Here is a 25,139-nt window from a genome sequence, read left to right as displayed (position 1 = left end):
CTTCTTAATGCTCTTTCATTTTTGTCTCAATGCTTGTTTTCAAATCGGTTGATACTTGATTGAAATACCCCAAAACGATCTCCCTAATATCATCGGATATAACTTTCAAATCACTAGCTAAGTTTTCAGCGAGATGTTCTTTTTCTATTGGCTGTAACTTCGTATAAAATTCACCAGCCTGCGTAAAGTCATCCTGTTTCATTATAGAAGTTCTTTCAAGTTTACCTTCAACGTACCTTCCTTCACCGGTTGTAATTTGATTAGCAGGTGTCCAATCTTGCTGCTGGTTAATCGTTAATTTGCGAAATTCTGGACCAATTCTTCTTCTTTGTGAATCACTGTAAATGTTAGCGCGCCCTTGCAGCATTTTATCATCTGATAGTTCTGCACCATCCAGTAAATTAGAAGGAGAGAATGCGACCTTTTCTACTTGTTCCATAAAATTTTCAGGATTTTTATTTAATACCATTTTCCCGACTGGTATGAGAGGATACGTCTGTTCATCCCATACTTTTGTGTCATCTAAAGGATCATAAGAAAGGTGCGCTTCATCTTTCGGATCCATGAGCTGGACGTATAAACCATACTCCACTGGTTTACCATTTTCAATAGCATCATATAAATCTTTCCCGCTATAATCAGGATTTTCAGCAGCTAATTTAATTGCTTCTTTACTAGTAATGTACTGTACACCTTCAAATGGGTACCAATGATACTTTACATACTTTCGATTACCTTCCGCATTTCTCCATACATATGTATTAACACTATGTCCTGGAATGTGGCGAAGACTTTTGGCCGTACCATTATTAGAGTATAAACGGACAACAAAATGAATAGATTCAGGTGCTTTAGCGACAAAACTCCAAAATCTATTAGGGTCTATTAAGTTATTTTTAGGTGAAGGCAATAATGCTTGAATCGTTTCAGGGAAACGCATTGGATCACGGACAGAAAAAACAGGAATGTGATTACATAAAAGGTCAAAAATGCCTTCTTTTGAATAAAATTTTGTGGAAAAACCGCGTACATTTCTAGCAGTATCCGGTGTTCCTTTCGTACTAACAGCTAACGAAAATCGAACCATAACAGGAACTTTCTCATTAGAATTTTGTAAAAAACTTAATTTAGTATGTTCAGACATCGAATATATCGTTTGAAAATAACCGAACGCACCAAATCCTTTTACATGAACAGGTCTTTCTAAAATTTTTTCATGAATAAATTGTTGTAATGACTCATGCAGTACACTATCTTGCTCTAGTACAGGTCCACGTGAACCAACTGTTTGAGAGTGAAATTTAGCTGGTTCAGTAAGTTCTCGATGTTTATTAAAGTCTTCTTCTAATAATTCTTTCCTATGTTTATCATATTTTTCATTCATCGATATAGCCTCCAAATTTTTTCGTCGATTGTTACTAAATATGATTTTATAGTCTCGATTATGTATGACATACAAAGTTCAAAGCAGTAACATACCGCTAGATGAAAAAAACACATATGTAGTGGACCTGTTGAAATAGAAGAAATTATGGAAAAATGAATATCGGGAAGAGAAAGCACACGTTTTAATAAAAAATGTGGAAGAAAACCACTATTAAAATTTCAATCTTAAAACTTAATTTATAAACGATTATATAGAGAATAAACGTTAAAAAAGGAAAAATAACTAGGAGGAATTTAACATGTCGGATTGGTTTCAATTAGATAAAGAATATATGATGTCTACATATTGTCGGACAGAGGTTGCAATGGAAAGAGGAGAAGGATGTAAACTATATGATGTAGATGGTAAAGAGTATTTAGATTTATTTTCTGGCGTAGGAGTAAATGTACTAGGATACAATCATCCTAAAATTGTACAAACGACAATGGAGCAAGTTGTGAAATCGTTGCATTTACCGTTTCATTTCTTAAACCCAGTTGCAATTGAGTATGCAAAGAAATTAGTAGAGTGTACTTTAAAAAGCGGAAAAGTCTTTTTTACAAACTCTGGTACGGAAGCGACAGAAACGACATTAAAATTAATTGATAAATATAGATCTATTGCGAATGAGGAGCGTGACGGAGTAGTTGTGTTAAAAGATAGTTTTCACGGGAGGACGTTAGGGGCACTACATTTTACGAGACAAGAAAAGGTATATCAAAATTTCCCTAAAACATCTATTCCTGTATACGAAGTAGAGCGTGAGAATATAGACCAATTAGAGGAGACCATTATTAAAGAAAAACCAATTGCGATTATGCTAGAGCCTGTTTTAGGAAGTGGGGGGATTTATCCTTTATCAAGTAAATATTTGCATGGTGTTCAAAATTTATGTGAAAAATATAATATACTTCTTGTCGTTGATGAAGTTCAAAGTGGTATGGGTCGAACGGGAAAACTATTTGCTTATCAAAATTTTAATATCACACCGGACATTATTCAAATTGGTAAAGGAGCAGGAGGCGGGATACCGCTAGGAGGAATTATTGTAGGTGAAAAGTTATGTGATGTATTTTCACCAGGAGATCACGGGACAACGTTTGCTCATTCATCAATGGGAACAGCTTTAGGTTTAACGGTATTAAATACATTACTTGATGATGGGTTAATGCAAGAAGCTTATGAAACGTCACTATATTTGAATGACAAACTGCAAGACATTCAGAAAGAAAATTCTTATTATATACAGGAAGTGCGTCATGCTGGCATGATGTTTGGAATTAGTCTGAATGATACGAATGAAAATGTGAAGAAATTACAGGTTGAGCTAATGAATAAAGGAATGTTAGTCGATGTAACACAAGGGAATATTATTCGATTACTTCCGCCGTATATTATTACGAAAGAGGAAATTGACGCATTTATGAATCAGTTTATTATTTGTTTAGATAAAGTTGCTGCTGTAGTAAGTGCTTAAAAATTAAAGCTATATTTTATATAAAGTGCACTCTAATTGTTGGGGATAGTTTACAATTGGGGTGCATTTTTTATAGTTGAATTTTGTAAAATACAGTCGTTTGTATATGATAACGGAAAAATAGAAGGAATTTCGTTATATTTGAGTGGTGAAGAAAAGGGAAAGTAAGTATAAAGATAGTAGATAAAGCGGGTGGTTTAAATAACTAATGATAGAACGTTTTGAAAATAATAGCATACGAATATATAAATAATAAGAATGAGGTGATATATTGGAAAATAATGATATTCAATTTACTTCTTTACAAATGAGAACGGATAAATATGGTTGGGCTAGTATTCAATATACAAATAAAAAGCAGGCTATCTTATATACTCAAAATAGAGGAGTAGAATGGGATGTTGTCAATCCTCTTAATTCAATTGTATTATTTGGGTATCCAATAAACGCTCGAAGCTCTTGGGCATATGGTTTAACAAAAAAGAATGACGATTTATTGCCAGCTATATTTTATACAGTTAATAGAGGAGAAAGGTGGAGTGAGTTTATTTTACCGGTTGAAGAAGATTGGGAGAAATCGACTGATGTTCAAGTACAATTGCATGCTACGAATATGGATAGTATATGGATTGTATTATCTAGAAAGCTTGCATCAAATAAATTTGAACATAATTTATACTATTTGAAAACGAAAGGGAAAGTTTGGAAAGTAATAAAAAATATAAGTATTAGTGATAGTATTTCAGGGATAACATTTATAAACGATCTAATTGGGTTTATTTCATTACAAAAACATTATGAAACATCAACGGTATTTAAAACAATAAATGGTGGGGAAAGTTGGCATCCTATAAAAGATATTCCAAGTCTTGAAGGAATTAATAATGGGACTGCTATGGCTTATAAAGCAATCTATAAAAATAACTTATTAGTAATACCAACTAAAAAGAATGATGATGTATTTTTAATGAATTACTCATTTGATAAGGGGAATTCGTGGCATATTTCAAATAAAACAATAAATACTAGTAAAGTGGCTGTTTCGTTTTTTAGTTCCTATTATGGCTGGGTTATAAATAGTGAAAATGGAAGTGTGTATCAAATAATAAAAAAAGGAGCAAAATGGATTAAAGTATCAAGTAATCCATTGTTAAAAAATGTATTTTGTTTGCATTTTTTTAATCGGCGTAAAGGTTGGGCGTGTAATAAAAAAGAAATATTTACTACAAAAGATCGCGGTATAACATGGAAAAAGGTAGTATATAAAATTAATAATATTGATAAATTTATTTAAAAAAGTCCTAAAGAAATTAGGACTTTTTTTGTTTTTTATGGTGAGAGTTGTAACAAACAATGATAAGAGAAAGGAGGTAAGTGCAGAATTATATTTTTAAAAATAGACGTTTGTTTTCACACAGTATAATTCACTTTTGAATATGTTAATAAAGTAGCAAATTCATAGGAAATGGTAATACTTAATATTTTATGTCACATGATGTGTAAAGGGGGCGTGTAATGAAATCGTTAACGGTTATTATTTTGTACAGTGAAAGAGAGCAAATATTAGAAGAGTCAATTCAATCTATATGGAAGCTAAATCCTCTTGAAATTATAATTTTAGTTCCTAACGATAGAAGTAATTTGTATGAAATAGCAAAGAAACATAAATGCCATATTGTTTTGATGGATAAATATAGTACGTATTATGATGGGTATGAAGCTTCTGTAAAGGCAGCAAAAGGAGATGTATTGTTATTTGTAGATAGTAATTTTTTATTATCCACAAATGAAATGCAGAGATTTATTGAGCCAATTGTTACAAATCAAGCCGATGTAGTTTTAAATAAAATAGATAAATTGATAGAAATAGGTAAATGTCCAAATATGGATATTGTATGGAGAAAAATGTTAAATGAAATTTTAAGTCGACCAGATTTAAAAAGCAATTCAATACTTTCGTTACCATATGCGCTTACGAAGGAAGTAGTGGAAAATATCGGCTTTAATTATATGGAAGATATCGTTCTATCTCATATGAAGATTGTGAATCAAGGGTGGCGGATTAACGATCAATATGCAATCAATACGTTATCTAAAGATGAGACTATAGAGGAAGGAGGATATTTAATAAAAAAAGAGTTATCCAAAAATGAAAAAGAGAAAGTAGAAAGATATTTACGCGGTATAGCTAAATGGATAGAGAAAAAAGGAAGAAGAGTAGGGTTTACTGATGCAGGAAAAAGAAGAGATATTGTTCAAAAACTAGGTGAATGTAAGCGATACCCTTCCTATCATCAAGGGTGGGGAATGCATTCTTCAATTTATGATGGGAAGCAACTTTCTGTCATTATACCAGTACAAAATGAAGAAGAGACTATAGAACAAGTAATACTTGAGGCGAGAAAAATAGAACCACTAGAAATCATCGTCGTTGTAAATGGTTCGACAGATCAAACGGCTAATATTGCTAAAAGACTTGGTGTTACTATTATTGAATATAACGAACGACTTGGTCATAATGTTGGACGTGCTATTGGAGCGCTTGAAGCTACAGGAGATATTCTTTTATTTATTGATGGTGATTTTAGTGTTTCAGGAAGTAATTTGCATCATTTTACAAAAGCAGTTTCAGCTGGTGTAGACATAGCATTAAATGATTTGAATCCGATGTTACACCCTCCGTTTTATGTTGTAGACGTCGTAAAATATATGCTTAATTTAGCATATAATCGTCCAGAATTAAGCAATGGCTCATTAGTAGCAATTCCACATGCTATGAGTAGATCATGTTTAGATGCAATAGGCTGGGAAAGCTTACTATGCCCTAGTCTTGCACAAGTAAAAGCAATATTACAAGGGTATAGAGTAGAATGTGTACATTACGTTGATGTTGTAAAACCGAATAGAATTCGTTTAATGGAGAATGTAAGTCACAATGGGCATCCTCCGGCAGTATTAAGAATCATTGGTGATCACGTTGAAGCTCTCTCTTACTTGATAGAACAACTTGAAATGGATGGAAAGGGTGATTAAACTGTTAGACCAGTATAAAATAATTAACATTTCATATGAACAATTATGGCAAATGGATTTTCAAATTACAGAACCATTTATACTCAAGGTTGATTGGGATAAAGTAACGTATGAATTTTTAATTCGTATTAAGCCCGATGCTTCTAACACTATTGTTTTTGGATCCGGAGCAGGTGGGTTTCAAGAACAGCCAATTGGTCCACCTATTTTTCATCGACATTCTTGGATGGATGAATTTGAAGATACTGTTATATATTATAATGACCCTACGTTATATCTTGGGAAATTATCTTTAGGTTGGGGACAGGGAGAGTTAAATAGATTTTATTTACAAGATATAGCAAATATTTTAGAAATAGTATTTGTAAAGTTAAAAGTAGATTCGAAAAATGTGTTGTTTTATGGCAGTTCTGGGGGAGGATTTATGTCTTTAATTTTAGCTGGATTCGTTAAGGGCTCCACAGCTTTCATTAATAATCCTCAAACAAATTTATTAAAATGGATACCTGTACCAATAAATCTAGTTTTCGATTTGTCTTATCCAAATTTATCAAGAGAAGAAGTTGAAGAGAAATTTGGCGAAAGAATTAATGTTGTGAAATTTTTTAATCACATTAAATATGTACCGAATATTTATTTTTTGCAAAATTTCGCGTGTGAATTTGATGTGCAAAATCATTTGCTACCATTTATTTCCGAATTAGAGCAACTTGATAAAGACACGGAAGTAAATCAAATTATAATTGACTTATATTTTGATAAAAAAGCAGGGCATGCAGCTGTAGGGAAGAGTGAAACAATTGAATATATAAAAAAAGTAAAACCTAATCAGACTGTAAAAGAAGAACAAAAAGAAGTGGACCTATCAGTTGTTATAGTTTTAGGAGAAGAAAAATCAAAATTGAATCAAATTTTAAATAAAGTGCAGCATATAAAACCACTAGAAATTATTATTGTAGCTGATGATAGAATGAGTGCGATACAATCTATACCAACATTTGTTGAAAGTAACGTTGTTGTGATTGAGGAGAAAAGTAAATGGAAAGCACCAGTTCATGGGGCAAAAGTCGCCAATGGTGATGTAGTCTTATTTTTAAATGGAGAAGATGTTATTTTTTCGGTAGAATTAGAACGATTTATAGAACCGCTACTAAAAAAGGAACAGGATGTAATTTTAAATAATATAGACTCGGTTTGTTTTGAAAAGATGAGAGTAGAATGGCCAAGCATTGCTATGGTGTATAGAAAAATAGTAAACGATGTATTGGGGCGTATGGATTTAAAATATGATTCGATGTTATCTATGCCATATGCTATTACTAAAAAAGCAATTGAAGACATTGGATATGATATCTTGCAGAATCCTATTCTGTCCCAAGTCACTCTTATTGAGAAAGGGTGGCGACTACAATCCTCGTCAGCCATCACTAACACCTCCTTGAATAATATGCCTGCAAACAAAACCTCTTTCTATAAAAATGGATTAACTAAATTAGAAGTATATGAGATTAAAGAAAATATAAAAGCTTTGGAGAGTTGGTTACAACGAAAAGATGATAGAGGTAATTATACAGATGGAGGAAGAAAAAGAGAAATTATAGAGCAGTTAAAAAACCAAAAGAATTATTCACGTTTCCATAAAGGATGGGGAATGAATTCCTCTATTTATAATGGAAAACAGTTATCAATTATTATACCAGCACAAAATGAAGAATCAACGATTAAAGAAGTTATTCTTGAGGCAAGAAAAATTGAACCGAAAGAAATAATTGTTGTCATTAATGGGTCAACAGATCAAACAGAAGCAATTGCTAAGCAATCAGGGGCAACAGTAATTGTTTATGAAGAAAGATTAGGGCATGATGTAGGACGGGCAATTGGTGCACAAGAAGCGACAGGAGATATACTTCTCTTTATTGATGCTGATTTTGCTATTCCAGCAAAAGATCTTCATCCGTTAACGCAAGCTGTTGCGGATGGTGTTGATATGGTTTTAAATGATTTAAATTTAAATCTTAGATTTCCTCTATATATTGTAAGTTTATATAAATATATGTTGAATATTGCTTGTAACCGTAAAGATTTAGGGGTAGGATCTACAATTGCTGTTCCCCATGCTATTAGTAGAAAATGTTTAGAGGGAATTGGCTGGGACACTCTTCACACAGCGTGTGTTGCACAAGTAAAGGCAATATTAGAAGGGTATAAAGTCGAATGTGTCCATTTTGTAGATGTAATGAAACCAAATCGTATTCGGCCACAAGAGCATTTTGCGACGATAGGACATCCACCAGCTGTATTGAGAATTACTGGGGATCATTTAGAAGGACTTTCATATTTATTGAAGAATAAGGATTTTAAAGATTTATTTTAAAAGGTAAATTTGTCTATTGAATGAGTAACTTAAACATTTCATTTATGCAACTTGACGATATTTAGTATTGCAATGAAACTAAAATCAAAAATTTTTATTATTTTTAGCTCAGGTACAAGTGAAGAGCATGTTTCACTGACTGATAGTAAATGAACAAGTAACTAAAAGGTAAAGGCTTCTTTATATATATGAAGAAGCTTTTATCTTTTTTATTTTAAGTATGGAAGGTAAAGAGTAAATAAAGTTGTAACGGTATTTTTATTTTTGGATAAATTGATATTAGATATAAGAAAGGAGGGAATATCTTGTCTTGCATCAATAAAAGTTGTTTTCATATTTCTTTAGAAACTAAAGTCAATCCAAATGGTGGGGCAGAAATATTCGTAAGGTGCAATGATGAATGTTTATCTAATTTTAATGTAATACCGTTTATTGCATGTGTTTCTATTTCAGTAAAGGATGATTTGAGTTTTTTAGTTGATTTAGATAGTTTAATAAAACGTTAATTTTCTATGCAGTTAATAATAAAATAACATCTAATTTATAAGACTTAGTAAGAGAGTCGTGTCCGAATTTAATTAACTGCATATATTGTTAAAAGAAAGGAGGGAGAGTTATGGCATGTACTACGAATAATGTTTGTTTAGATGTGTGTCTTAAAATTACAATTACCCCTGGTAGTGGAATTGATGCAGTAGTCGATTGTGGAGGCACATGTGGGACAAGTCCTACTATTGTAATTAGTCCTAGTGGATCAATTGTTATTACTTTACCATTAGTTGCATGTTTCTCAATTGCACTAAAAGATGATTTAAGTGTTGACTCTTCATTAACAAGCCTCTATTTTCAAACTTCTTAAGAAAGATACAGAAATGAAAAGCCTGCCTGCTACTTTTCTTTTGATCTAATGTAAAAATAAAAAAGATGGTTACAACCATCTTTTTTATTTTGCTATATATTTAAAATGAATTCATATATTATTTGGTGGTAAGAATATACAATTAAAAGCATTCAGTGTTTCTTTTTTGTTCGATGAGGTAAGAAATTGCTTCTATATGATCACCAATGATTTGTTGCGTTGCTAATGAAAGGTAGCCTTCCTGCGAGAAGTGTTTTTCTGGTCGAACTCGATTTATCTTGTCAACGTCGATAGAATGAACATTTTGTACATGCAATCCTGCTAAAATTGTTTTAACTTGACTTAAGGTTGGTGAAAGAAGAGAATCAAACCCAATTGTATCAATGCATTTTCGACTAAAAGCATGAGGGACAGCAGTTGTGGAGCCCATACCTAAATCTTTTCGATTACATGCTAAATTAACAACATGCTTACATGCAGTTACGATAGTATAAGGAACACGATACATGTAGTAGTGCTCTAATTTATTTAAAGCTAAATCGGTTCCATTTTGAACAGATTGTACAAATGGTAATAAATCAGAACTAGGAATTAAGAAATCACCATCAATAAATAATAATATATCACCTTTTGCAAAATATGCACCAACGGCACGTCCGGTATCAATGCCGAGTGCTTCTTTGTAAGTAATAACTGTTGCACCGCAATTCTTCGCCAATTCCTCTGTTTTATCTGTTGATCCATTAACAATAATGATGATTTCTAAAGGTTTTAATTTCTGCACCTCAAAAATGATAGATTCTATCGTTTTTTCTTCATTTTGAACAGGGATAATGATGGATAATTGTTTATTTCCATAAGTATTTGAATAAAACTTTTTACCTGTAATTATTTTGGGTATAGCTCTTTGTTCGCCGTTTTGAAGTTCTAAAATAATATCTCGCCTTCGATTATTATCAGTATAGTTTCCTCTTGAATTTTGTAATATATTTACCCAATTTTCAATTGCTTCTAGGTGATAACGAATGAGTTGTTTTGAGGGGAAGGAGGGAATTTGCGGTATAGAAATTTTAAAATGATTGCTAATGCGAAATTTATTTTTAATAATTTTCATTTGTGCCAATATCGGATTTAATAAACTTTCTGGAGTAATTGCATCAAGAATCTCTTTTGTTATTGCATAGGGAGGAAATAATAGTGAGTTAACATGTAAATCTGGACGATGAAAAAAATGATTCGTAACCTGCTGCCAAATCATTTCTATAGTTGGCTTTTGCTTTTGATAAAAAAAGTCATCTAAATTGTTTAATACTATGTCAGCTGATTCGTCTAGTAATGGTTGAAGAAATTGTGTAAGTAAGGAAGATTGGATAATGTAATTTGCATCTAAAAATAAGAGGTACTTACCCTTTGCTTTTGTGGCACCAATTACATAACAATTATTTAATTCTGACGGTTCTTCTAATGTGATAATTTTACAATTGTAAGATTGTGCAATATCAATGGAATCATCGATATATCCGTTAATAGTAAGGATGATTTCTAAAGGGTGTAGTTGTTCACAGGCTTTCAAAATTTCAGGTAAAACTTTTATGTTATGCTGTATACGAATAATAATAGAAATCGGATTTTTACACATAAGTAGTCTCCTTTTTAATCAGAGGTAGTTATTAATAAGGTTAGATAAAATAGGAGATATATATTTTATTATATACGTAACCACTATTTAGTTTTATCAGACTTAGAATTTTCATTACTTGAATTGGAACCTTTATTTATTCCAGACGCGAGTAAATTATTGAGAACGCTAAGGTCTAATTGCATAGGGATTGAGTTTTGGGATGTAGTTTTCTCATTTTCTTTTTTTGTAGTTAATATAGTCTTTATATTTTTTATTTCTTTATATTGTTTTAAGGTAATGAAAAATCCAGAAATAATGAAGAGAAAAGAAACAGTAGCAAGTAAAAGTATTATTTCCAACATAAAATAGCCTCCTTTAAATCTATAATAATACTATAGTTGAATGTAATAAGACAAAATTCGAGCTAATGAGTTCACTTTTTAAATATATGCAAATCTTTAGTAAAAGTTACTAATTTCTAGGTTAAAGGAAGCAATTATAGAAACGTTATAAATATAAATAAATGAAAGTTTCATTTGTAGTGTAAAGGTATGTGTTATATAAGCTGAACGTCATTCTATAACAAGTTAAACAGGGTTTAATTTTATATAAAAAGAGCATTTAATTGGACAAATAATTAATTATGTGAAATAATAATAACAGATAAGGAGACGTTGCTTTTCCTTAAGTGCTTCGAATTAATTTTATTCAATAAGAGAAGGTGTGCTTAAAGAAGTTAAATTAAATAAGGAGCTGTTTTATTATATGCAACAAAATAATGATTTAAATTTTGAACCTCAAGACGTTAATATTGTTAATCCTAAACAAGCCAGGAAAGCAGTAATTGCTACTGGTATAGGGAACGCAATGGAGTGGTTTGACTTCGGATTATACGCGTATTTAGCGGTAATTTTAAGTCAATTATTCTTCTCTGGTGTTGATAATAGTGGATTGCAACTTGTACTTACATTCGGTACATTTGCAGCAGCCTTTCTCGTTCGACCAATCGGAGGTGTATTCTTTGGTAGAATAGGAGATAAGTACGGCCGAAAAATCGTGTTAAGTACTACTATTATTTTAATGGCACTTTCTACATTATTCATCGCATTACTACCAACCTATGAACAAATTGGTGTATGGGCACCAATACTACTTTTAGTTGCCCGAATGATTCAAGGCTTCTCTACAGGCGGAGAATATTCAGGAGCAATGGTTTATATCGCAGAATCTTCTCCAGATAAAAAGCGTGGTATACTCGGTAGTGGTCTTGAAATTGGAACACTCTCAGGTTACATTGCTGCATCGGTAATTGTTACCATTTTGACGTTATTGTTAACAGATGAGCAAATGCTCAGCTGGGGATGGCGTATTCCGTTCTTAATAGCTGCACCAATTGGTTTGGTCGGTTTATACTTACGCCGTCATCTAGATGAATCTCCAATCTTTGAAGAGATGGAAAAAGCACAAGAGGAATCTGAAGACAATGAACAATTTTCATTCATGGATATTATTAAATATCACAAAAAAGACTTCTTATTAAGCACAGTAATTGTCGCCTTCTTTAATATTACAAATTATATGATTCTTTCGTATATTCCTTCTTATCTAACTCAAGTACTTAAAGTCGAAGAAACAACAGGCTTATTAATTATTTCTATTACGATGGCACTTATGATTCCACTAGCACTATATTTCGGTAAATTAAGTGATAAAATTGGTAATAAACGCGTTGTGCAAATTGGTTTACTTGGTTTAACTGTATTTGCAATTCCAGCATTTTTACTAATAGGTAACGGACATATTGCAGCTATATTTGCAGGTATTTTCGTACTAGGTTTCTTCTTAAGTGTATATGAAGGAACATTACCTTCATTATTACCATCACTCTTTTTCACTGATGTACGTTATCGAGCACTTTCGATCTCATTTAATATTTCTGTATCGATATTCGGTGGAACAACACCGCTCGTATGTTCATACTTAGTTCATGCAACTGGTAACCCGCTCGCACCGGCATTTTATTTAGCAGGTGTAAGTATTATTGGATTAGTTGTATTTAGTGTACTATTCGTTACAACTTCAGGGCGTGCGCTAAAAGGTTCATATCCTACAGTAGAAACGAAAAAAGAAGCACACCAAATCGCTAAAGAAGACCCTGAAGAAACACTTTGGTGGCATGAAGAGTCATTAGAAATTGAAGCAGGGAAGAATGCTTCCATTTAAAAAGCAACGTAGAAGTACAAAAAGACTCCTATGAATATAGGAGTCTTTTTGTTACGTTATTTCTTTCGTTTCTTCAAACTTTTTTGATATGCATAAAGCTTATGAATCTCTTCCTTAAATTCATGTAGAAGTACAGTGTTTGCACCATTTGAATAACGCACCGTATTATAAGCATCTATAATAATATCACTTTGAATATTTACATCTTCTTCATCGTTTATTCTTTCTAGCCAAGTTTCAACAGTTTCTCCCCGTTTTCTATTTAAAGGAGAGGTTAACTTACTCTCTAGCTTAAAAATTTCCTTCCGAATTTCGTTATGTGGCGGTTTATTTCCTTTAAAACGATTTTGGATCATTCCTTCTTTATCAGTAATGATAGTAGATTCGAAGACGTGCATATTTGGTAAACTTAAATGTTTTCGTTTTTTTACTATTTTCCAAACGACGTAAATAGCGATAGCTGTACAGACTATTATTGTAGTGCTATTTATGAGTATTGGATCAAAATCAGGAATTTTTTTTCCGTCTTCAATTTTTGGTTTTAAGAGATGTCCTTTATTTGCCCAAACATCTTCAGTATCTTTTAATTCCGCTGCTTTAATTAATGGCATTAAAGCATAGCCGACGCCTAATGCGACTACTTCCGTTATAAAACCAAAAATAAGTCGAATGAAAGGAAATACTTGAACAATTAATATACTCATTAAGCCAATCGTAATGATAGAAGAAAAACGTAATAGTTGTTGTTTGCGATTTGCCCCGGTTAACCAAAATGTAATCATAAGATGCAAGGCTAACATTAATAGTTTCCACAACGGTGGAAAGGGTGCATAAAATATAGCTGAAACGACAAACCATACAATACCACCTAAAGATTTTTGACCTGGATATCCAGGTCCGACCACATGTACGATAAAGAAAAATAGTGGTAACATGATTGTGCCAAATAGAGAAAAAGGTAAAAATAAAGAGAAAAGAACGATTTGAAGAACTAAAAGTATTACAAATCCTGTTGTTTTTTTCTGCATAAATTTATGAATAAGAAATACTCCAATATAGCCTGTTGTTAAAAATATTGCAATACTAATTAGTTCATCTCTTTCTGTTAATAATGAAAGCAGAAGGAGCAGAATGAAATCATGAATGTGATATAGCCAAGTTTTCAACTGGTTCCACCATCCCTTCACTAGTAATGAGAAACGTTGGCTGCGAGAGAAGAGGGAGTTCATTTCTTTGTAAACCAATGTATATCATTGTAGACGATCGTTCTCTTTTTCTCTTTACATAATGAAGGAATCCTTGTTTCGGAAGTAACGTACTATCATCTGAAATACGGGCTAATTCTTCTAAAGCTTTTGCATATTGTGTTTGTCCTTCATTTAACGGTACATGTAATGCACCGCCTTCTGCTAATACACTAATAAACAATTCAAACGGAATGTGGTGCTTCGTTGCATACTGGAAAATGTATGTTGCATATGAAATAAGTTCTTCTACATTATCTTTCCAACCAAATCCACGATCGGCAGCTAAAGAAAGACAAATCGTCCAACTATAATTTTTTACAGGTTCATATTGCTTCGCCTGTAATTGTTGCATTTTAGCAGATGCCTTCCAATGAATAGAGCGGAAAGACTCACGCTCATATCGCTTTACACCGATAATAGATGTTTCATCATTGTAAAAAGAAAAATTCGTTCGATAAGATCCATTCAAAAGTTGCTGAAGTTCTTGCAAACCTGCTACTTCTTTAGGAGAAGGATACACAATAATTTCAGTCCTTAATTTATCAAAAACAGGTAAATGTACAGTTAATAGATGAAATGGATCTTTTAATACACATTCAAATTGTTCAATTTGAAACACACCACGCTTCGTGGCGGTTAATGTTAACCCCCATTTTTGTGCCGAATGTGCAGGTTGTGAAAATGGGAAAGAGAATAACGTTTTTGATATTTGTTCAATGCCTTGCTCTTTATGCGGTATAAGGGACGAATTTAAATGAAAGTAACAAACACCATTAACGATTGGTATGCTGGCTCCATTTTTTAAATGAATAAAAAACTGTCCAGATTCCTCAGGAAAAATCCGTGTAGTTTGTTTCTCATTTATGATTTGAAACTTCTTCTCTATGAAAGCGACATATTTATAAATAAAAATCGCAAATAAATAATAGAAGAAAAAGAGAAACATAAGCATTCGTTGCGGGAAAAAGAATGTGAAAAGTAATGCGATTGGAACGGTTAGTTGAATAATATGGAGTTGAAAAAATAAAGGCACAGTTACAACACGCTGTCCATTCATGCTTGTTCAATCTCCACAGGTACGTCAACTTCTTTTAAAATACTTTGCATAATATCATTCTTTGTCGTACGCAGGGCACCTTCCATTGATAAGACGATACGGTGATTCCAAACAGAAGGAACTAACAATTGTATATCTTCTGGTGTGCAATATTCTCTCCCGCGTAAAAAGGCTAAAGCTTGAACAGCACGTACTAAAGCTAATGTGGCACGTGGGCTTACACCGTTAGCGATATAATCATGATTTCTTGTAGCATGAGCAAGTTTAATAATGTAATGTTCTAACGGTTCCGAAACAAATATTTCTTTTACTCGTTTTTGAGCTTCTAAAATATCTTCTAATGAGATGACAGATGTGACACTTTCTAATGGTAAATCGTTCCGAAAACGTCGCATCATTTGTAACTCATCTTTAGGAGTTGGATGACCGATTGAAATCGTCATTAAAAAGCGATCAAGCTGTGCATCTGGAAGAGGGAAAGTCCCTTGTGATTCAATTGGGTTTTGCGTCGCAATAACAAAGAACGGTTTCGGAAGAGGAGTTGACTGCTTCTCCAGCGTCACTTGTCGTTCTTCCATCGCTTCTAACAAACTCGACTGCGTTCTCGGCATTGCACGGTTAATTTCATCTGCTAGCAAAATGTTTGTCATAACTGGTCCAATTCTTAATTCGAATTCGCTTGTTTTTGGGTTGAAGTATTCAATACCTGTTACATCACTTGGAAGTACATCAGGGGTAAATTGAACGCGAGAAAAACTACCACCAATACTTTTTGAAATGGTTTTCGCCAGTAACGTTTTCCCAGTACCAGGCACGTCTTCGAGTAGTACATGTCCATCAGCAAGAAGTGAAACGAGCAGTAGATCAATAACATTTTCTTTACCAACAAACACAGATCCGATGTTTTCTTTCAATTTATTTATCATATGTACCATTCCTTTCATTATAAAAGAGCTAATATTTCTATATTTTAACAAATTATTCAGAAAATTGGTATGATTTTTTAATTCAAAGAAATGGATATTTAATTATTAAATTACTCTTGCATATTTTGGAATATAATTATACAATATCGATATACGATATATCGTGAGTCGATATATCATATATCGATGTATCGGAGGTAGTTATAATGAATGCGAAGGCGCAAAAATATATTCCATTAACGGAGGCGACATATTACATATTATTGTCACTCGTGAAGCCGTTGCATGGCTACGGAATTATGCAAATGGTAGAAGAGATGACAAATGGGGAAGTAAAGCTCGGCCCTGGTACTTTATATGGAAATACGACGAAATTACTAAAAGAGAAGTTAATTGTTGAAGTTGCCTCTACAGACAGAAAGAAGTGCTATGAGTTAACGCCGTTTGGGAGAGAAGTGTTAGAGCTCGAGTATAACAGATTGCAGAGATCTGTAAGGAATGGAAATAGTATATTAGGGGAGTGAATGAGAGATGGAGACAAAGAAGATATTCAAACCTTTCGCAGTATGGAGCTTAGAAAAAGAAGAAGCGTATTTACGTAAAATGCATCAACAAGGCTGGGCGTTACAAAAGTATAACGTAATGTATACGTTTAAGAAAACTGAGCCGAAAGATGTAGTATATAAAGCAGACTTTAGATTAGAGTATAAAGATTCGACAGAAAAACAAAAAGAATATATCCAAATATATGAAATGTGTGGCTGGAAACATGTAACGAGTTTTGCGAAGTGGAATTACTTTTGTAAAGAAGTAGAAGAGGAAAATGAGTTACCTGATATATATTCAGAGAAGGAAACGAGGATACAAAAACTTACTGAGTTGTTACAGTTTTTTGTAATTATGTTTGTAACAATAATGCCAGCGCTTTACTTATGTTTTCTTGGACCATCAGAATCTAGAATTCCTTATATATTTAAAGGCATGATAGGATTTATAGGTTGTATGTATTTATATATATTTATTAATGTATATTGGAAGATTAAAAAGTTAAAAAATGAAATATTGTAACAAAGAATGGGTTTATTAAAGAAGATGGTTGTATATTGAATGGAAATCATCTTCTTTAATTTCTATATATCCTTGTTTTGTTGGATATTTTTTATATAATAAAATATTGTATATTTAAGGCATAGAACTAACAGTTACAAAGATGATACCAGTAACAATACCTAAAAAAATCATAAATGAAGAAGTAATTAATAATAACGAACTAGCAATGAATATCACTTTATTAGATTTTTGTTTTTTATAAAGGAAATAAAGTAAAAGACCACAAATAGTAGAAAGTATCCATATAGCTAAACCGTAAGAACTCGAGATTTTCTTCCAATCGGAAATCCAAAAGTAAAAGATGATTATGTGACAAGTTAATAGTAGAAATGTTGATGGAAGCATTATCTTTTTATTTAAAATCATTTGTTTCACCTCCCTTATATAAATATTACTAAAATGGTGTGGAATTTAACATATAATAAGGAAGAAATACATTTTTAATTAACGTATTAAACGAAAAAATCCCTTATAGAAAAATCTATTTCTACAAGGGATAATCATATTTTTATTAGAAAGACTGATTTTGCGCAGGTTTAATAAATTGTTCAGGGTTTTCAACAAGTCCGCATACAGCACATTGGACACGGTATGTAGGTCCTTGATAAGCCATATGAAAAGCATTCATCGTTTCATTTGTGTATTCTTCTTCCACTTGACCAGTTTGTGGATTTATTTTGACTGGTTTTACTTGTTGCTCAAGAATATTAAAGCGAGTACGGTTCGTTTTACAACTTGGACATAGCATTGGTTCCATATGTATACACCTCCATTTGTATCATTTCTTAAAATCTTTAATTTTATGCAAGCAAAAAACTTTCTCAATATAAATAGGTGTTTAATGTATTTAAAATTCAGAAAAAATAAAATATAATAAAAGTACGAACTGGTTATGTCCAAACCAAATCTCCTGTTTTATGCCAATAAGCTGGGGGGCCGAGAAATCGGCCTCATTTTTTTTTGCTCATTACTACAAGGAACAAGGTTTTTATGAGACTTTTGTCGAAATTTTAGGGATAGATACAAAGGGGGATGTAAAATGAATTTGAAAATGAAGTACATCATTTTATATGTAGAAAAGTTTGAGGAATGTTTAAAGTTCTATAAAGATATTTTACAGTTACCTATAAAAGCAGAGCACGGCACATATATTGAATTTAATACTGGAACTACCATTTTAGCGATGAATACGCGGCAAGATGTGAAAGAATTAACAGGACTACCGCTTACAGAAGGTAAATTAAAGTTTTCTCATTTCGAATTAGGATTCGTTGTTGAGAATGTACAAGAAACGATTGAGCAATATAGAGAACAAGGAATCAAGATTTTAGTTGAACCGATTGTAAAACCGTGGGGGCAAACAATTGCCTACATTGCTGATCCAGATGGAAATTATATTGAAATTTGCAGTTCATTAGAATAGAGGGAGAAAGAGAGATGGGATTTCCAAAACTAGAAACAGAACGTTTATTCTTAAGAGAACTTACACTATTAGATGCAGAAACGATGTTCCAATATTTTTCGAAAGAATCAGTTATACGTTATTTCGGAATGGATTCTTTCGAAAATATTGAGCAAGCGAAAACCACGATTCAAACGTTTAAAAATCGTTATGAAGAGGGCAGTGTATTTCGCTGGGGAATCGAGAAAAAAGGGACGGGCCAATTAATCGGAACGTGCGGATTTCATTTAATTAATAATCATCATAAACGAGCTGAAATTGGTTATGAATTAGATGATACATATTGGGGACAAGGATATGCATCGGAAGCATTACAAGCGATTTTAGCTTACGGATTTGAAATGCTGCAACTAATAAGAATCGCAGCGGTTGTATATGTAGAAAATAAAGCTTCTCAAAAATTGTTAATAAAAGCAGGATTTCAAGAAGAAGGATTACTTCGAAAACATATGATTCAAAATGGTGTCGCTCATGATACCATTCTATACTCGTTATTAAAAGAAGAGTGGAAGAAGTAATGAGTACAAATGAGCTTATAAATGTTATGAAGAAGCATAAAGAAAACCGCTTTATTTTAGGGATAGATGGTTTAAGTCGATCTGGAAAAACAACATTCGTAGCCAATTTAAAAGAAAATATGAAACAAGAAGGCATTCCGTTTCATATTTTCCATATTGATGATCACATAGTGGAGCGTAATAAACGATATCATACTGGATATGAAGAATGGTACGAGTATTATTATTTACAATGGGACATTGAATGGCTAAGGCAGAAATTTTTTCAAAAGCTACAACATGAAACAAAATTGAAATTACCTTTCTTTCATGAAGAAACAGATATATGTGAAATGGAAAAAGTACAGATTCCTATTGTAGGCGTAATTGTTATTGAAGGAGTTTTTCTGCAGCGAAAAGAATGGAGAGATTTTTTTCATTATATGGTCTATTTGGACTGTCCAAGAGAGACAAGGTTTCTACGTGAGAGTGAAAAAACGCAGAAAAACCTTTCAAAGTTTGAAAATAGGTATTGGAAAGCAGAGGATTATTACTTAAAAACGGAATTGCCGAGGGATAGGGCGGATTTAGTCATTGAATGATTTGAAAATAGAAGGTGAATAGAATGAATATTTTATGGGATTTTGATGGGACGTTATTTGATACGTATCCTGCATATACAATGATGCTTTCTGAAATATTAGGTGACTCAGTAGAAAAACAAGAAATATACAAAAACTTAAAAATATCATACTCTCATGCAATTCAGTATTATAATATTTCATGCGAGCAGGAAGAAAAGATTAAAGTTTTGAAGGAGAAATTCACGCCAAAAGATATGAAACCTTTTGCAGGTGTCGAAGAGGTTTTGAAATTTGCAAATAAAAATGTGATTATGACCCATAAACATAGGGAAGGGGTTATGGGCATTTTAAAATATTACGGCTGGGAAAAATACTTCGTAGATATGGTTACAATTGACGATGGCTTTCCTCGAAAGCCAAACTCTTTAGCTTATAATCATCTGCATAAAAAATACAATATTGATTTAGCTATTGGAGATAGAGAATTAGATTTATTACCTGCAAAAGAATTAGGTATTTCAACATGTATGTTTCAAGGTAATTGTGATGTAGCGGATTATTCTTTATCACATTACTCGGAGTTTTTTAAGGTAGTGAGTGATAGAGAGTTTTCTTTATAAAAAAAGTTATTAATAAAGACTGTATCTTTCATTTTAAAGGTACAGTCTTTATTTTTTAGAGCTATTATATACCAATTGCCGTGGATTAAAGAATGATTGTATATCTTTAGTAAAGAAATAGTCAGGTTAGTTGTTAGATAGAAATAGACAGATAAAGTGATAGTGTCCGTTTTATCTGCTTTTTATCATAACCAAATTATGGTTATTCATGCTAATATAAACTCATAGCTATATAGAAGGGGGGGGGGTTAGTATGAAAACTGAAATAGTTCCTAAAAAGAAGTACAGTATAATAAGCTATGTATCTTTACTCATCGGCATTTTGTGTTTTCTATTCGTTTTTATAACGCCAACAAGGATAGCGAATGCAGGTAATATAGTTGGAGATTATATTACAATTGCCCTGACAGGTGTAGGGATCATGCTTTCAATAATCACAATGACGAAAAAAACAGAGAAGAAGGGGATTGCTATTCTTTCATTAATACTGTCCTCATCATTTTTTATATTTTGGATCATAGCGATTATCCTATTGTTTACTGGTCAAATTAGTTTTGCGCCGTAATGTGTAATAAAAAGAGTCCTTCTCGTATGAAGGACTCTTTTTACTCGGTATCTTCAGGTTGATATTCTAAAATATCCCCCGGTTGGCATTCTAATGCTTTACATATTGCTTCTAAAGTTGAAAAACGGACTGCTTTTGCTTTTCCATTTTTCAAGATAGAAAGGTTAGCCATTGTAATTCCAACCTTCTCCGAAAGCTCTGTTACACTCATTTTTCTTTTCGCTAACATTACATCAATATTAATAATAATTGCCATATTATTCACCTCAGACCGTTAAATCATTTTCTGATTTTATATCTATAGCATCTTTTAATAGTCTTTGGAGAACGGCAGCAAAGACCGCGATTACCATTGAAGCAAAAATCATAATCATTCCGATAATAATAATGCCAGGGGCGTCATCTCTCTCTGCCACGAGATAGAAAAGTGGCATACTTAATACATATAATACACTAATTGCCAATGCGCTGTACTTAATATTTTTTAAAGCTTGAACAGATAACTCTGAGAATGCGTTATTTTTATCAATATAGTTTAAAAGCTTAAATGTTTGGTACAGTGCGAAGTAATAAGGTATTGCTGTTGCATATAAATTGATAAATACAAGATATTTAATATATGCAATATCTGGATATAATTCTGCAGCGAAAGCTCCTATTTTAGGGACTAAAAAAATGCACATAGCAAGAACGGGGATTCCGATCAGAATCACAACGGTCTTTAAAAAGAGTGTGGATCCTTGTTTCATAAAAAGCACCTCATTTATTTAATATCTTATTAATTTAACACGAAATTTATTGTTTAACAATAAATTTTTATTTCTTTTGATCGAGGATTTATTGTTAAACAAGTAATTAATGAAAAGGATGTTAAATCTTTTTTATAAGATAGATGATACATACCGATATTTAATAAAGGAAAGAAAGGGAAAGTAACTATTGTTAGCTTTATGAGAATTGGGAACTAATAAAACATATGTAGGTTTTGGTATGGAAAAGGAAATAGTGTGTATTTAAAATGAATGCAAAGTTTATGGAGGAACAATCATGTTGAATTATGGTGTGAAGATGAAAAAGTTGCTATTAGTGGCAGCTATAATAGTAAGCGTATTAAGTACGGAAAGTATGATGAATTATCATGCGGCCAAAGCTAAGGTGAAAAAAGTAGAACATCAGCCTAAAAATATAATTATGATGGTTATGGACGGAACGAGTTCAACGGCGACAACATTGGCTCGCTGGTATAAAGGGGCACCGCTTACGTTAGATCAAATTGTAACAGGAGGAGTTCGTACGTTTTCGGCGGAATCAGCTATTACAGACTCAGCGCCAGCAGCAACAGCATTAGCAACTGGAAATAAATCAAATTCAGGATATGTAGGTGTATTACCTTCTATTGTAAGTTCGCCTAGCTTAGAGCCAATAAAAGAAGAGGACAAGTTACGGCCGGTCGCAAACGTATTAGAAGGTGCAAAACGTACTGGTCGTGCAACTGGAATTGTTGCTACATCTGAAATTCAGCATGCTACTCCGGCGGGATTCTCGGCTCACCATGTCAATCGCAAGCAATTTGACGTAATTGCGAAGCAGCAAGTATATCAAAATATAGATGTCGTATTAGGCGGGGGAAAAGCAGCGCTGCTACCTATGCAAAGTAATGGAATCCGAAAAGATGGTGAAAATTTAGTGAAGGTGATTCAAGACAAAGGATACGATTTCGTTGAAACGAAAGATACGTTATTGAACTCCAAATCTAATAAAATTTGGGGCTCTTTCTCACATCATGCTCTTGCGTTTGATATGGATCGTATAGCAACAAACCCAGAACAACCAACACTTTCTCAAATGACAGAAAAAGCAATTCAAACATTATCAAAAGATAAAGATGGCTTCTTTTTATTCATAGAAGGTAGTAAGCCTGATTGGGCAGCCCATGCTAATGATCCAATTGGGATGATTAGTGATATATTGGCATTTGATGAAGCGGTAGCAAAGGCGTTACAATTTGCGAAGAAAGATGGGGATACGATGCTCATCGCTTTAACTGATCATGGTAACAGCGGCATCTCTATAGGGAATAGGAATACGACAAAAGGATACAATACTACACCGGTTTCTGCATACATTGATCCATTGAAAAAGGCGAAAATGACACTTGAAGGAACTATAAATAAACTGAAATCTGATTTATCAAATGTAGAAGATGTAGCTAAACTATATGGTTTGGATAATCTAACTCATGATGAAAAAGAAAAATTAAAAGCGGCAAAAAAGAAAATGGATGTAGGACGAATTCTTACTACATTATTGGCTAATCGTGCAAATATCGGCTTTACGACAGGAGGACATACAGGTGAGGATGTATTCTTACATTCTTATGGACCTCAAAAACCAGAAGGCTTAATCCAAAATACAGACATTGCGAAGACGATGGCGAAAGCGATGGGCTTTAACTTAGAAGAAGTAACGAATAAAATATTTTTAGAGAGTGAACAAGTCTTTAAGAAAATCGGTGCAACTGTAACAGCCGACAAAACCGAAGGAGCAAACCCGTTACTCGTAGTAAAACGTAATAAAGTAGAAGCACAATTATTTGGTAACAAAAATATAATTCGTATCAATGGTAAAGGGTATGAATTAAGAAGTATTATTGTAGAGAGTAATGGAAAGTGCTATGTACCAGAAGAAGCAATTCAACTATTTGTAAAGCATTCTCGTTAAAAAATTGCCAACCAGTTAAGCTAACTGGTGGCAATTTTTTGTGTTTATTCTAAATATAAGGGTTCGGATTGTTTTGGAAAGTTTTCCAGATGAGACTTGTATAAATGTGAAAGGGGAGTTATATTTTTTCTTACATTAAAAAATTTCGTTTTGTAGAATAGAGAATTTATACATATAGTAAAGTCTAATGTGTTATCAATTAATATTTACGAAAAATATATTAATACTTTAGAATTTCTTTAATTTTCATTATTTTTTATTTAAGGTTATCCGTTATATTTATAATGTATTTATTTCAATTTATTGTATTTCAGCGCAGTTTTATATAATTATAAAGCAATCATCAAAATAAAATCTCCACTAGAGTAAATTTATTATTTTTTTTGCGAAAATTATTATGCAGCTAAGAAAACTGTAGTTTATTGAATTAGAAATATATTAGAATTTAGTTGAAGAAAGAGAGAGGGAATAAAATGAATATAGTGCACTTACGTCCTAAACAGCGGTCTAAGTATCGCATTATGCTAGGGAAGTGGTATTACTCTACAAAGAGGTACATTCAGTGGTTAGCAGACGGAAAAACATATGCAAAAAGGTTCCAACAAGAAAAGCTACCTTGTACAGCAATTCAGCACCAAACGATATTACTTCGTAAGCTCAAAGATGTAGATATGTGGTATCAACAGAATAAGGTTGTTAATTTGAAAATTGCTGTTAAAAAACTAAATGATATCGTCATTAGACCGGGAGAAACATTTTCTTACTGGCGTTTAATAGGTAAGCCAACGAAGAAAAAAGGGTATGTAGAAGGTATGGTATTACACTACGGATCTTTTCAAACAGGTATTGGAGGAGGTCTTTGTCAGCTTTCGAATTTAATATATTGGATGACTTTACATACACCACTGACAGTAACCGAACGATATCGTCATAGCTTTGATGTCTTTCCTGATTCTAGGCGAACTCAACCGTTTGGGAGTGGGGCGACTTGTTCCTATAACTATTTGGATTTACAAATTAAAAATGAAACGGACCAACCGTATCAACTTCACCTTTATATGACAGATGAACATTTAGTTGGTGAATGGAGAACAGTCTATCCGCAACTTTATCAATATGAAGTGTATGAGAAAGAACACTCAATTCAACCTGCATACTGGGGCGGTTATATACGACATAATGTGATTCAACGTAAAGTATATAATCTACAGAAACAGTTAATAGAAGATCAATATGTAACAGAGAATCACGCTATAATGATGTACGAACCACTATTAGCTTGTAATAATGAGAATAGTGAGTAATATGGTAACCCATAGATTAAATAGTATAGAGAA

The 25,139-nt window shown here is 32.6% G+C and carries 26 protein-coding genes; 16 read left to right on the top strand and 10 right to left on the bottom strand.

Features of this window, described 5'->3' with window-relative positions; genetic code table 11:
- Positions 1-4: 4 nt before the first annotated feature.
- On the bottom strand, positions 5-1,384 hold the full coding sequence (locus MR107_RS00290) for a catalase (RefSeq protein WP_001003610.1): 1,380 nt from the start codon (positions 1,382-1,384) through the stop codon (positions 5-7).
- A gap of 301 nt (positions 1,385-1,685) precedes the next feature.
- Between MR107_RS00290 and MR107_RS00285 the strand changes: the two genes are divergently transcribed.
- The 6 genes from MR107_RS00285 (at position 1,686) to MR107_RS00260 (ending at position 9,169) form a co-directional block, all read left to right on the top strand.
- Complete coding sequence (locus MR107_RS00285) at positions 1,686-2,903, top strand: aspartate aminotransferase family protein (RefSeq protein WP_033695871.1); 1,218 nt, start codon at positions 1,686-1,688, stop codon at positions 2,901-2,903.
- Between the two features lie 271 nt (positions 2,904-3,174).
- Complete coding sequence (locus MR107_RS00280) at positions 3,175-4,197, top strand: hypothetical protein (protein WP_000429609.1); 1,023 nt, start codon at positions 3,175-3,177, stop codon at positions 4,195-4,197.
- A gap of 221 nt (positions 4,198-4,418) precedes the next feature.
- Positions 4,419-5,936: a glycosyltransferase gene (locus tag MR107_RS00275; RefSeq protein WP_000839312.1), complete on the top strand. Its 1,518-nt coding sequence runs from the start codon at positions 4,419-4,421 to the stop codon at positions 5,934-5,936.
- Between the two features lie 52 nt (positions 5,937-5,988).
- On the top strand, positions 5,989-8,310 hold the full coding sequence (locus tag MR107_RS00270; RefSeq protein ID WP_146632150.1) for a glycosyltransferase: 2,322 nt from the start codon (positions 5,989-5,991) through the stop codon (positions 8,308-8,310).
- A 305-nt stretch (positions 8,311-8,615) separates the two neighbouring features.
- A complete protein-coding gene (locus MR107_RS00265) occupies positions 8,616-8,816 on the top strand; it encodes a hypothetical protein (RefSeq protein ID WP_001277646.1) in 201 nt (66 codons plus the stop codon).
- Positions 8,817-8,926: 110 nt separating this feature from the next.
- Positions 8,927-9,169, top strand: coding sequence for a hypothetical protein (locus tag MR107_RS00260; protein WP_000752474.1), 243 nt, complete (start codon positions 8,927-8,929; stop codon positions 9,167-9,169).
- 142 nt (positions 9,170-9,311) lie between these two features.
- Here MR107_RS00260 and MR107_RS00255 read toward each other — a convergent pair whose 3' ends face one another.
- A complete protein-coding gene (locus MR107_RS00255) occupies positions 9,312-10,808 on the bottom strand; it encodes a glycosyltransferase (protein WP_086395736.1) in 1,497 nt (498 codons plus the stop codon).
- 83 nt (positions 10,809-10,891) lie between these two features.
- Entirely contained in the window at positions 10,892-11,152 is a 261-nt protein-coding gene (locus tag MR107_RS00250) for a hypothetical protein (protein ID WP_048656529.1), read from the bottom strand.
- Between the two features lie 403 nt (positions 11,153-11,555).
- On the opposite strand from MR107_RS00250, the gene MR107_RS00245 reads away from it, so the two are divergent.
- Positions 11,556-13,013, top strand: coding sequence for an MFS transporter (locus MR107_RS00245; protein ID WP_001186926.1), 1,458 nt, complete (start codon positions 11,556-11,558; stop codon positions 13,011-13,013).
- Between the two features lie 56 nt (positions 13,014-13,069).
- On the opposite strand, the gene MR107_RS00240 is transcribed toward MR107_RS00245, so the two are convergent.
- From MR107_RS00240 to MR107_RS00230, 3 genes are read right to left on the bottom strand one after another with little or no spacing between them, the layout of a single operon-like run.
- Complete coding sequence (locus tag MR107_RS00240) at positions 13,070-14,179, bottom strand: DUF4018 domain-containing protein (protein WP_048656531.1); 1,110 nt, start codon at positions 14,177-14,179, stop codon at positions 13,070-13,072.
- Positions 14,151-15,317, bottom strand: coding sequence for a DUF58 domain-containing protein (locus MR107_RS00235; protein WP_001014398.1), 1,167 nt, complete (start codon positions 15,315-15,317; stop codon positions 14,151-14,153). The genes MR107_RS00240 and MR107_RS00235 overlap by 29 nt, the downstream gene beginning before the upstream one ends.
- The gene (locus MR107_RS00230; RefSeq protein WP_000608784.1) at positions 15,314-16,243 is read right to left on the bottom strand and encodes an AAA family ATPase; all 930 of its coding nucleotides are present in this window, start codon (positions 16,241-16,243) and stop codon (positions 15,314-15,316) included. Before MR107_RS00230 ends, MR107_RS00235 begins: the two co-directional genes overlap by 4 nt.
- Positions 16,244-16,449: 206 nt before the next feature.
- On the opposite strand from MR107_RS00230, the gene MR107_RS00225 reads away from it, so the two are divergent.
- Positions 16,450-16,767: a PadR family transcriptional regulator gene (locus MR107_RS00225; RefSeq protein WP_000991882.1), complete on the top strand. Its 318-nt coding sequence runs from the start codon at positions 16,450-16,452 to the stop codon at positions 16,765-16,767.
- Between the two features lie 7 nt (positions 16,768-16,774).
- Positions 16,775-17,311 carry a DUF2812 domain-containing protein gene (locus MR107_RS00220; protein ID WP_000448311.1) on the top strand — a complete coding sequence of 179 codons (537 nt, stop codon included), beginning with the start codon at positions 16,775-16,777 and terminating at the stop codon, positions 17,309-17,311.
- A 114-nt stretch (positions 17,312-17,425) separates the two neighbouring features.
- Here the strand turns inward: MR107_RS00220 and MR107_RS00215 are convergent, their stop codons facing one another.
- Together MR107_RS00215 and MR107_RS00210 are read right to left on the bottom strand one after the other, a co-directional pair.
- On the bottom strand, positions 17,426-17,719 hold the full coding sequence (locus MR107_RS00215) for a hypothetical protein (protein ID WP_000602672.1): 294 nt from the start codon (positions 17,717-17,719) through the stop codon (positions 17,426-17,428).
- Between the two features lie 145 nt (positions 17,720-17,864).
- Positions 17,865-18,110, bottom strand: a complete 246-nt coding sequence (locus MR107_RS00210; RefSeq protein ID WP_000433602.1) for a hypothetical protein — start codon at positions 18,108-18,110, stop codon at positions 17,865-17,867.
- A gap of 282 nt (positions 18,111-18,392) precedes the next feature.
- Between MR107_RS00210 and MR107_RS00205 the strand changes: the two genes are divergently transcribed.
- The 5 genes from MR107_RS00205 (at position 18,393) to MR107_RS00185 (ending at position 21,081) form a co-directional block, all read left to right on the top strand.
- A complete protein-coding gene (locus MR107_RS00205; RefSeq protein WP_242291972.1) occupies positions 18,393-18,776 on the top strand; it encodes a VOC family protein in 384 nt (127 codons plus the stop codon).
- A 14-nt stretch (positions 18,777-18,790) separates the two neighbouring features.
- Positions 18,791-19,333, top strand: a complete 543-nt coding sequence (locus MR107_RS00200; RefSeq protein ID WP_033695878.1) for a GNAT family N-acetyltransferase — start codon at positions 18,791-18,793, stop codon at positions 19,331-19,333.
- On the top strand, positions 19,333-19,914 hold the full coding sequence (locus MR107_RS00195) for a kinase (RefSeq protein WP_000106109.1): 582 nt from the start codon (positions 19,333-19,335) through the stop codon (positions 19,912-19,914). The genes MR107_RS00200 and MR107_RS00195 overlap by 1 nt, the downstream gene beginning before the upstream one ends.
- 23 nt (positions 19,915-19,937) lie before the next feature.
- Positions 19,938-20,516, top strand: a complete 579-nt coding sequence (locus tag MR107_RS00190) for an HAD-IA family hydrolase (protein ID WP_001024236.1) — start codon at positions 19,938-19,940, stop codon at positions 20,514-20,516.
- A 253-nt stretch (positions 20,517-20,769) separates the two neighbouring features.
- Complete coding sequence (locus tag MR107_RS00185) at positions 20,770-21,081, top strand: hypothetical protein (RefSeq protein WP_000845559.1); 312 nt, start codon at positions 20,770-20,772, stop codon at positions 21,079-21,081.
- Between the two features lie 40 nt (positions 21,082-21,121).
- Here the strand turns inward: MR107_RS00185 and MR107_RS00180 are convergent, their stop codons facing one another.
- Both MR107_RS00180 and MR107_RS00175 read right to left on the bottom strand, forming a co-directional pair.
- On the bottom strand, positions 21,122-21,337 hold the full coding sequence (locus tag MR107_RS00180; RefSeq protein WP_000974619.1) for a helix-turn-helix domain-containing protein: 216 nt from the start codon (positions 21,335-21,337) through the stop codon (positions 21,122-21,124).
- Positions 21,338-21,347: 10 nt separating this feature from the next.
- Complete coding sequence (locus MR107_RS00175; protein WP_016122723.1) at positions 21,348-21,830, bottom strand: DUF2975 domain-containing protein; 483 nt, start codon at positions 21,828-21,830, stop codon at positions 21,348-21,350.
- Between the two features lie 298 nt (positions 21,831-22,128).
- On the opposite strand from MR107_RS00175, the gene MR107_RS00170 reads away from it, so the two are divergent.
- Together MR107_RS00170 and MR107_RS00165 are read left to right on the top strand one after the other, a co-directional pair.
- Positions 22,129-23,802 (top strand): alkaline phosphatase, encoded by a 1,674-nt coding sequence (locus MR107_RS00170; protein ID WP_242291971.1) that lies wholly within the window; start codon positions 22,129-22,131, stop codon positions 23,800-23,802.
- A 473-nt stretch (positions 23,803-24,275) separates the two neighbouring features.
- Complete coding sequence (locus MR107_RS00165; protein ID WP_001028241.1) at positions 24,276-25,106, top strand: VanW family protein; 831 nt, start codon at positions 24,276-24,278, stop codon at positions 25,104-25,106.
- The last annotated feature ends 33 nt before the right edge of the window (positions 25,107-25,139 follow it).

The organism is Bacillus cereus group sp. BfR-BA-01441, from assembly GCF_022663075.1.
Lineage (GTDB): Bacteria > Bacillota > Bacilli > Bacillales > Bacillaceae_G > Bacillus_A > Bacillus_A cereus.
The sequence above is the reverse complement of the archived record's forward strand: the minus strand, read 5'-3'. Positions and strand labels throughout refer to the sequence as shown.

What these genes read in the sequence shown, in the direction of transcription:
- MR107_RS00220 (WP_000448311.1), top strand. Translation starts at nt 16,775, where the DNA reads ATGGAGACAAAGAAGATATTCAAACCTTTCGCAGTATGGAGCTTAGAA.
- MR107_RS00190 (WP_001024236.1), top strand. Translation starts at nt 19,938, where the DNA reads ATGAATATTTTATGGGATTTTGATGGGACGTTATTTGATACGTATCCT.
- MR107_RS00255 (WP_086395736.1), bottom strand. Translation starts at nt 10,808, where the DNA reads ATGTGTAAAAATCCGATTTCTATTATTATTCGTATACAGCATAACATA.
- MR107_RS00215 (WP_000602672.1), bottom strand. Translation starts at nt 17,719, where the DNA reads ATGATTTTAAATAAAAAGATAATGCTTCCATCAACATTTCTACTATTA.
- MR107_RS00230 (WP_000608784.1), bottom strand. Translation starts at nt 16,243, where the DNA reads ATGATAAATAAATTGAAAGAAAACATCGGATCTGTGTTTGTTGGTAAA.
- MR107_RS00270 (WP_146632150.1), top strand. Translation starts at nt 5,989, where the DNA reads ATGGATTTTCAAATTACAGAACCATTTATACTCAAGGTTGATTGGGAT.
- MR107_RS00205 (WP_242291972.1), top strand. Translation starts at nt 18,393, where the DNA reads ATGAATTTGAAAATGAAGTACATCATTTTATATGTAGAAAAGTTTGAG.
- MR107_RS00185 (WP_000845559.1), top strand. Translation starts at nt 20,770, where the DNA reads ATGAAAACTGAAATAGTTCCTAAAAAGAAGTACAGTATAATAAGCTAT.
- MR107_RS00245 (WP_001186926.1), top strand. Translation starts at nt 11,556, where the DNA reads ATGCAACAAAATAATGATTTAAATTTTGAACCTCAAGACGTTAATATT.
- MR107_RS00275 (WP_000839312.1), top strand. Translation starts at nt 4,419, where the DNA reads ATGAAATCGTTAACGGTTATTATTTTGTACAGTGAAAGAGAGCAAATA.
- MR107_RS00180 (WP_000974619.1), bottom strand. Translation starts at nt 21,337, where the DNA reads ATGGCAATTATTATTAATATTGATGTAATGTTAGCGAAAAGAAAAATG.
- MR107_RS00165 (WP_001028241.1), top strand. Translation starts at nt 24,276, where the DNA reads ATGAATATAGTGCACTTACGTCCTAAACAGCGGTCTAAGTATCGCATT.
- MR107_RS00235 (WP_001014398.1), bottom strand. Translation starts at nt 15,317, where the DNA reads ATGAATGGACAGCGTGTTGTAACTGTGCCTTTATTTTTTCAACTCCAT.
- MR107_RS00175 (WP_016122723.1), bottom strand. Translation starts at nt 21,830, where the DNA reads ATGAAACAAGGATCCACACTCTTTTTAAAGACCGTTGTGATTCTGATC.
- MR107_RS00170 (WP_242291971.1), top strand. Translation starts at nt 22,129, where the DNA reads ATGTTGAATTATGGTGTGAAGATGAAAAAGTTGCTATTAGTGGCAGCT.
- MR107_RS00285 (WP_033695871.1), top strand. Translation starts at nt 1,686, where the DNA reads ATGTCGGATTGGTTTCAATTAGATAAAGAATATATGATGTCTACATAT.
- MR107_RS00225 (WP_000991882.1), top strand. Translation starts at nt 16,450, where the DNA reads ATGAATGCGAAGGCGCAAAAATATATTCCATTAACGGAGGCGACATAT.
- MR107_RS00200 (WP_033695878.1), top strand. Translation starts at nt 18,791, where the DNA reads ATGGGATTTCCAAAACTAGAAACAGAACGTTTATTCTTAAGAGAACTT.
- MR107_RS00260 (WP_000752474.1), top strand. Translation starts at nt 8,927, where the DNA reads ATGGCATGTACTACGAATAATGTTTGTTTAGATGTGTGTCTTAAAATT.
- MR107_RS00290 (WP_001003610.1), bottom strand. Translation starts at nt 1,384, where the DNA reads ATGAATGAAAAATATGATAAACATAGGAAAGAATTATTAGAAGAAGAC.
- MR107_RS00250 (WP_048656529.1), bottom strand. Translation starts at nt 11,152, where the DNA reads ATGTTGGAAATAATACTTTTACTTGCTACTGTTTCTTTTCTCTTCATT.
- MR107_RS00195 (WP_000106109.1), top strand. Translation starts at nt 19,333, where the DNA reads ATGAGTACAAATGAGCTTATAAATGTTATGAAGAAGCATAAAGAAAAC.
- MR107_RS00210 (WP_000433602.1), bottom strand. Translation starts at nt 18,110, where the DNA reads ATGGAACCAATGCTATGTCCAAGTTGTAAAACGAACCGTACTCGCTTT.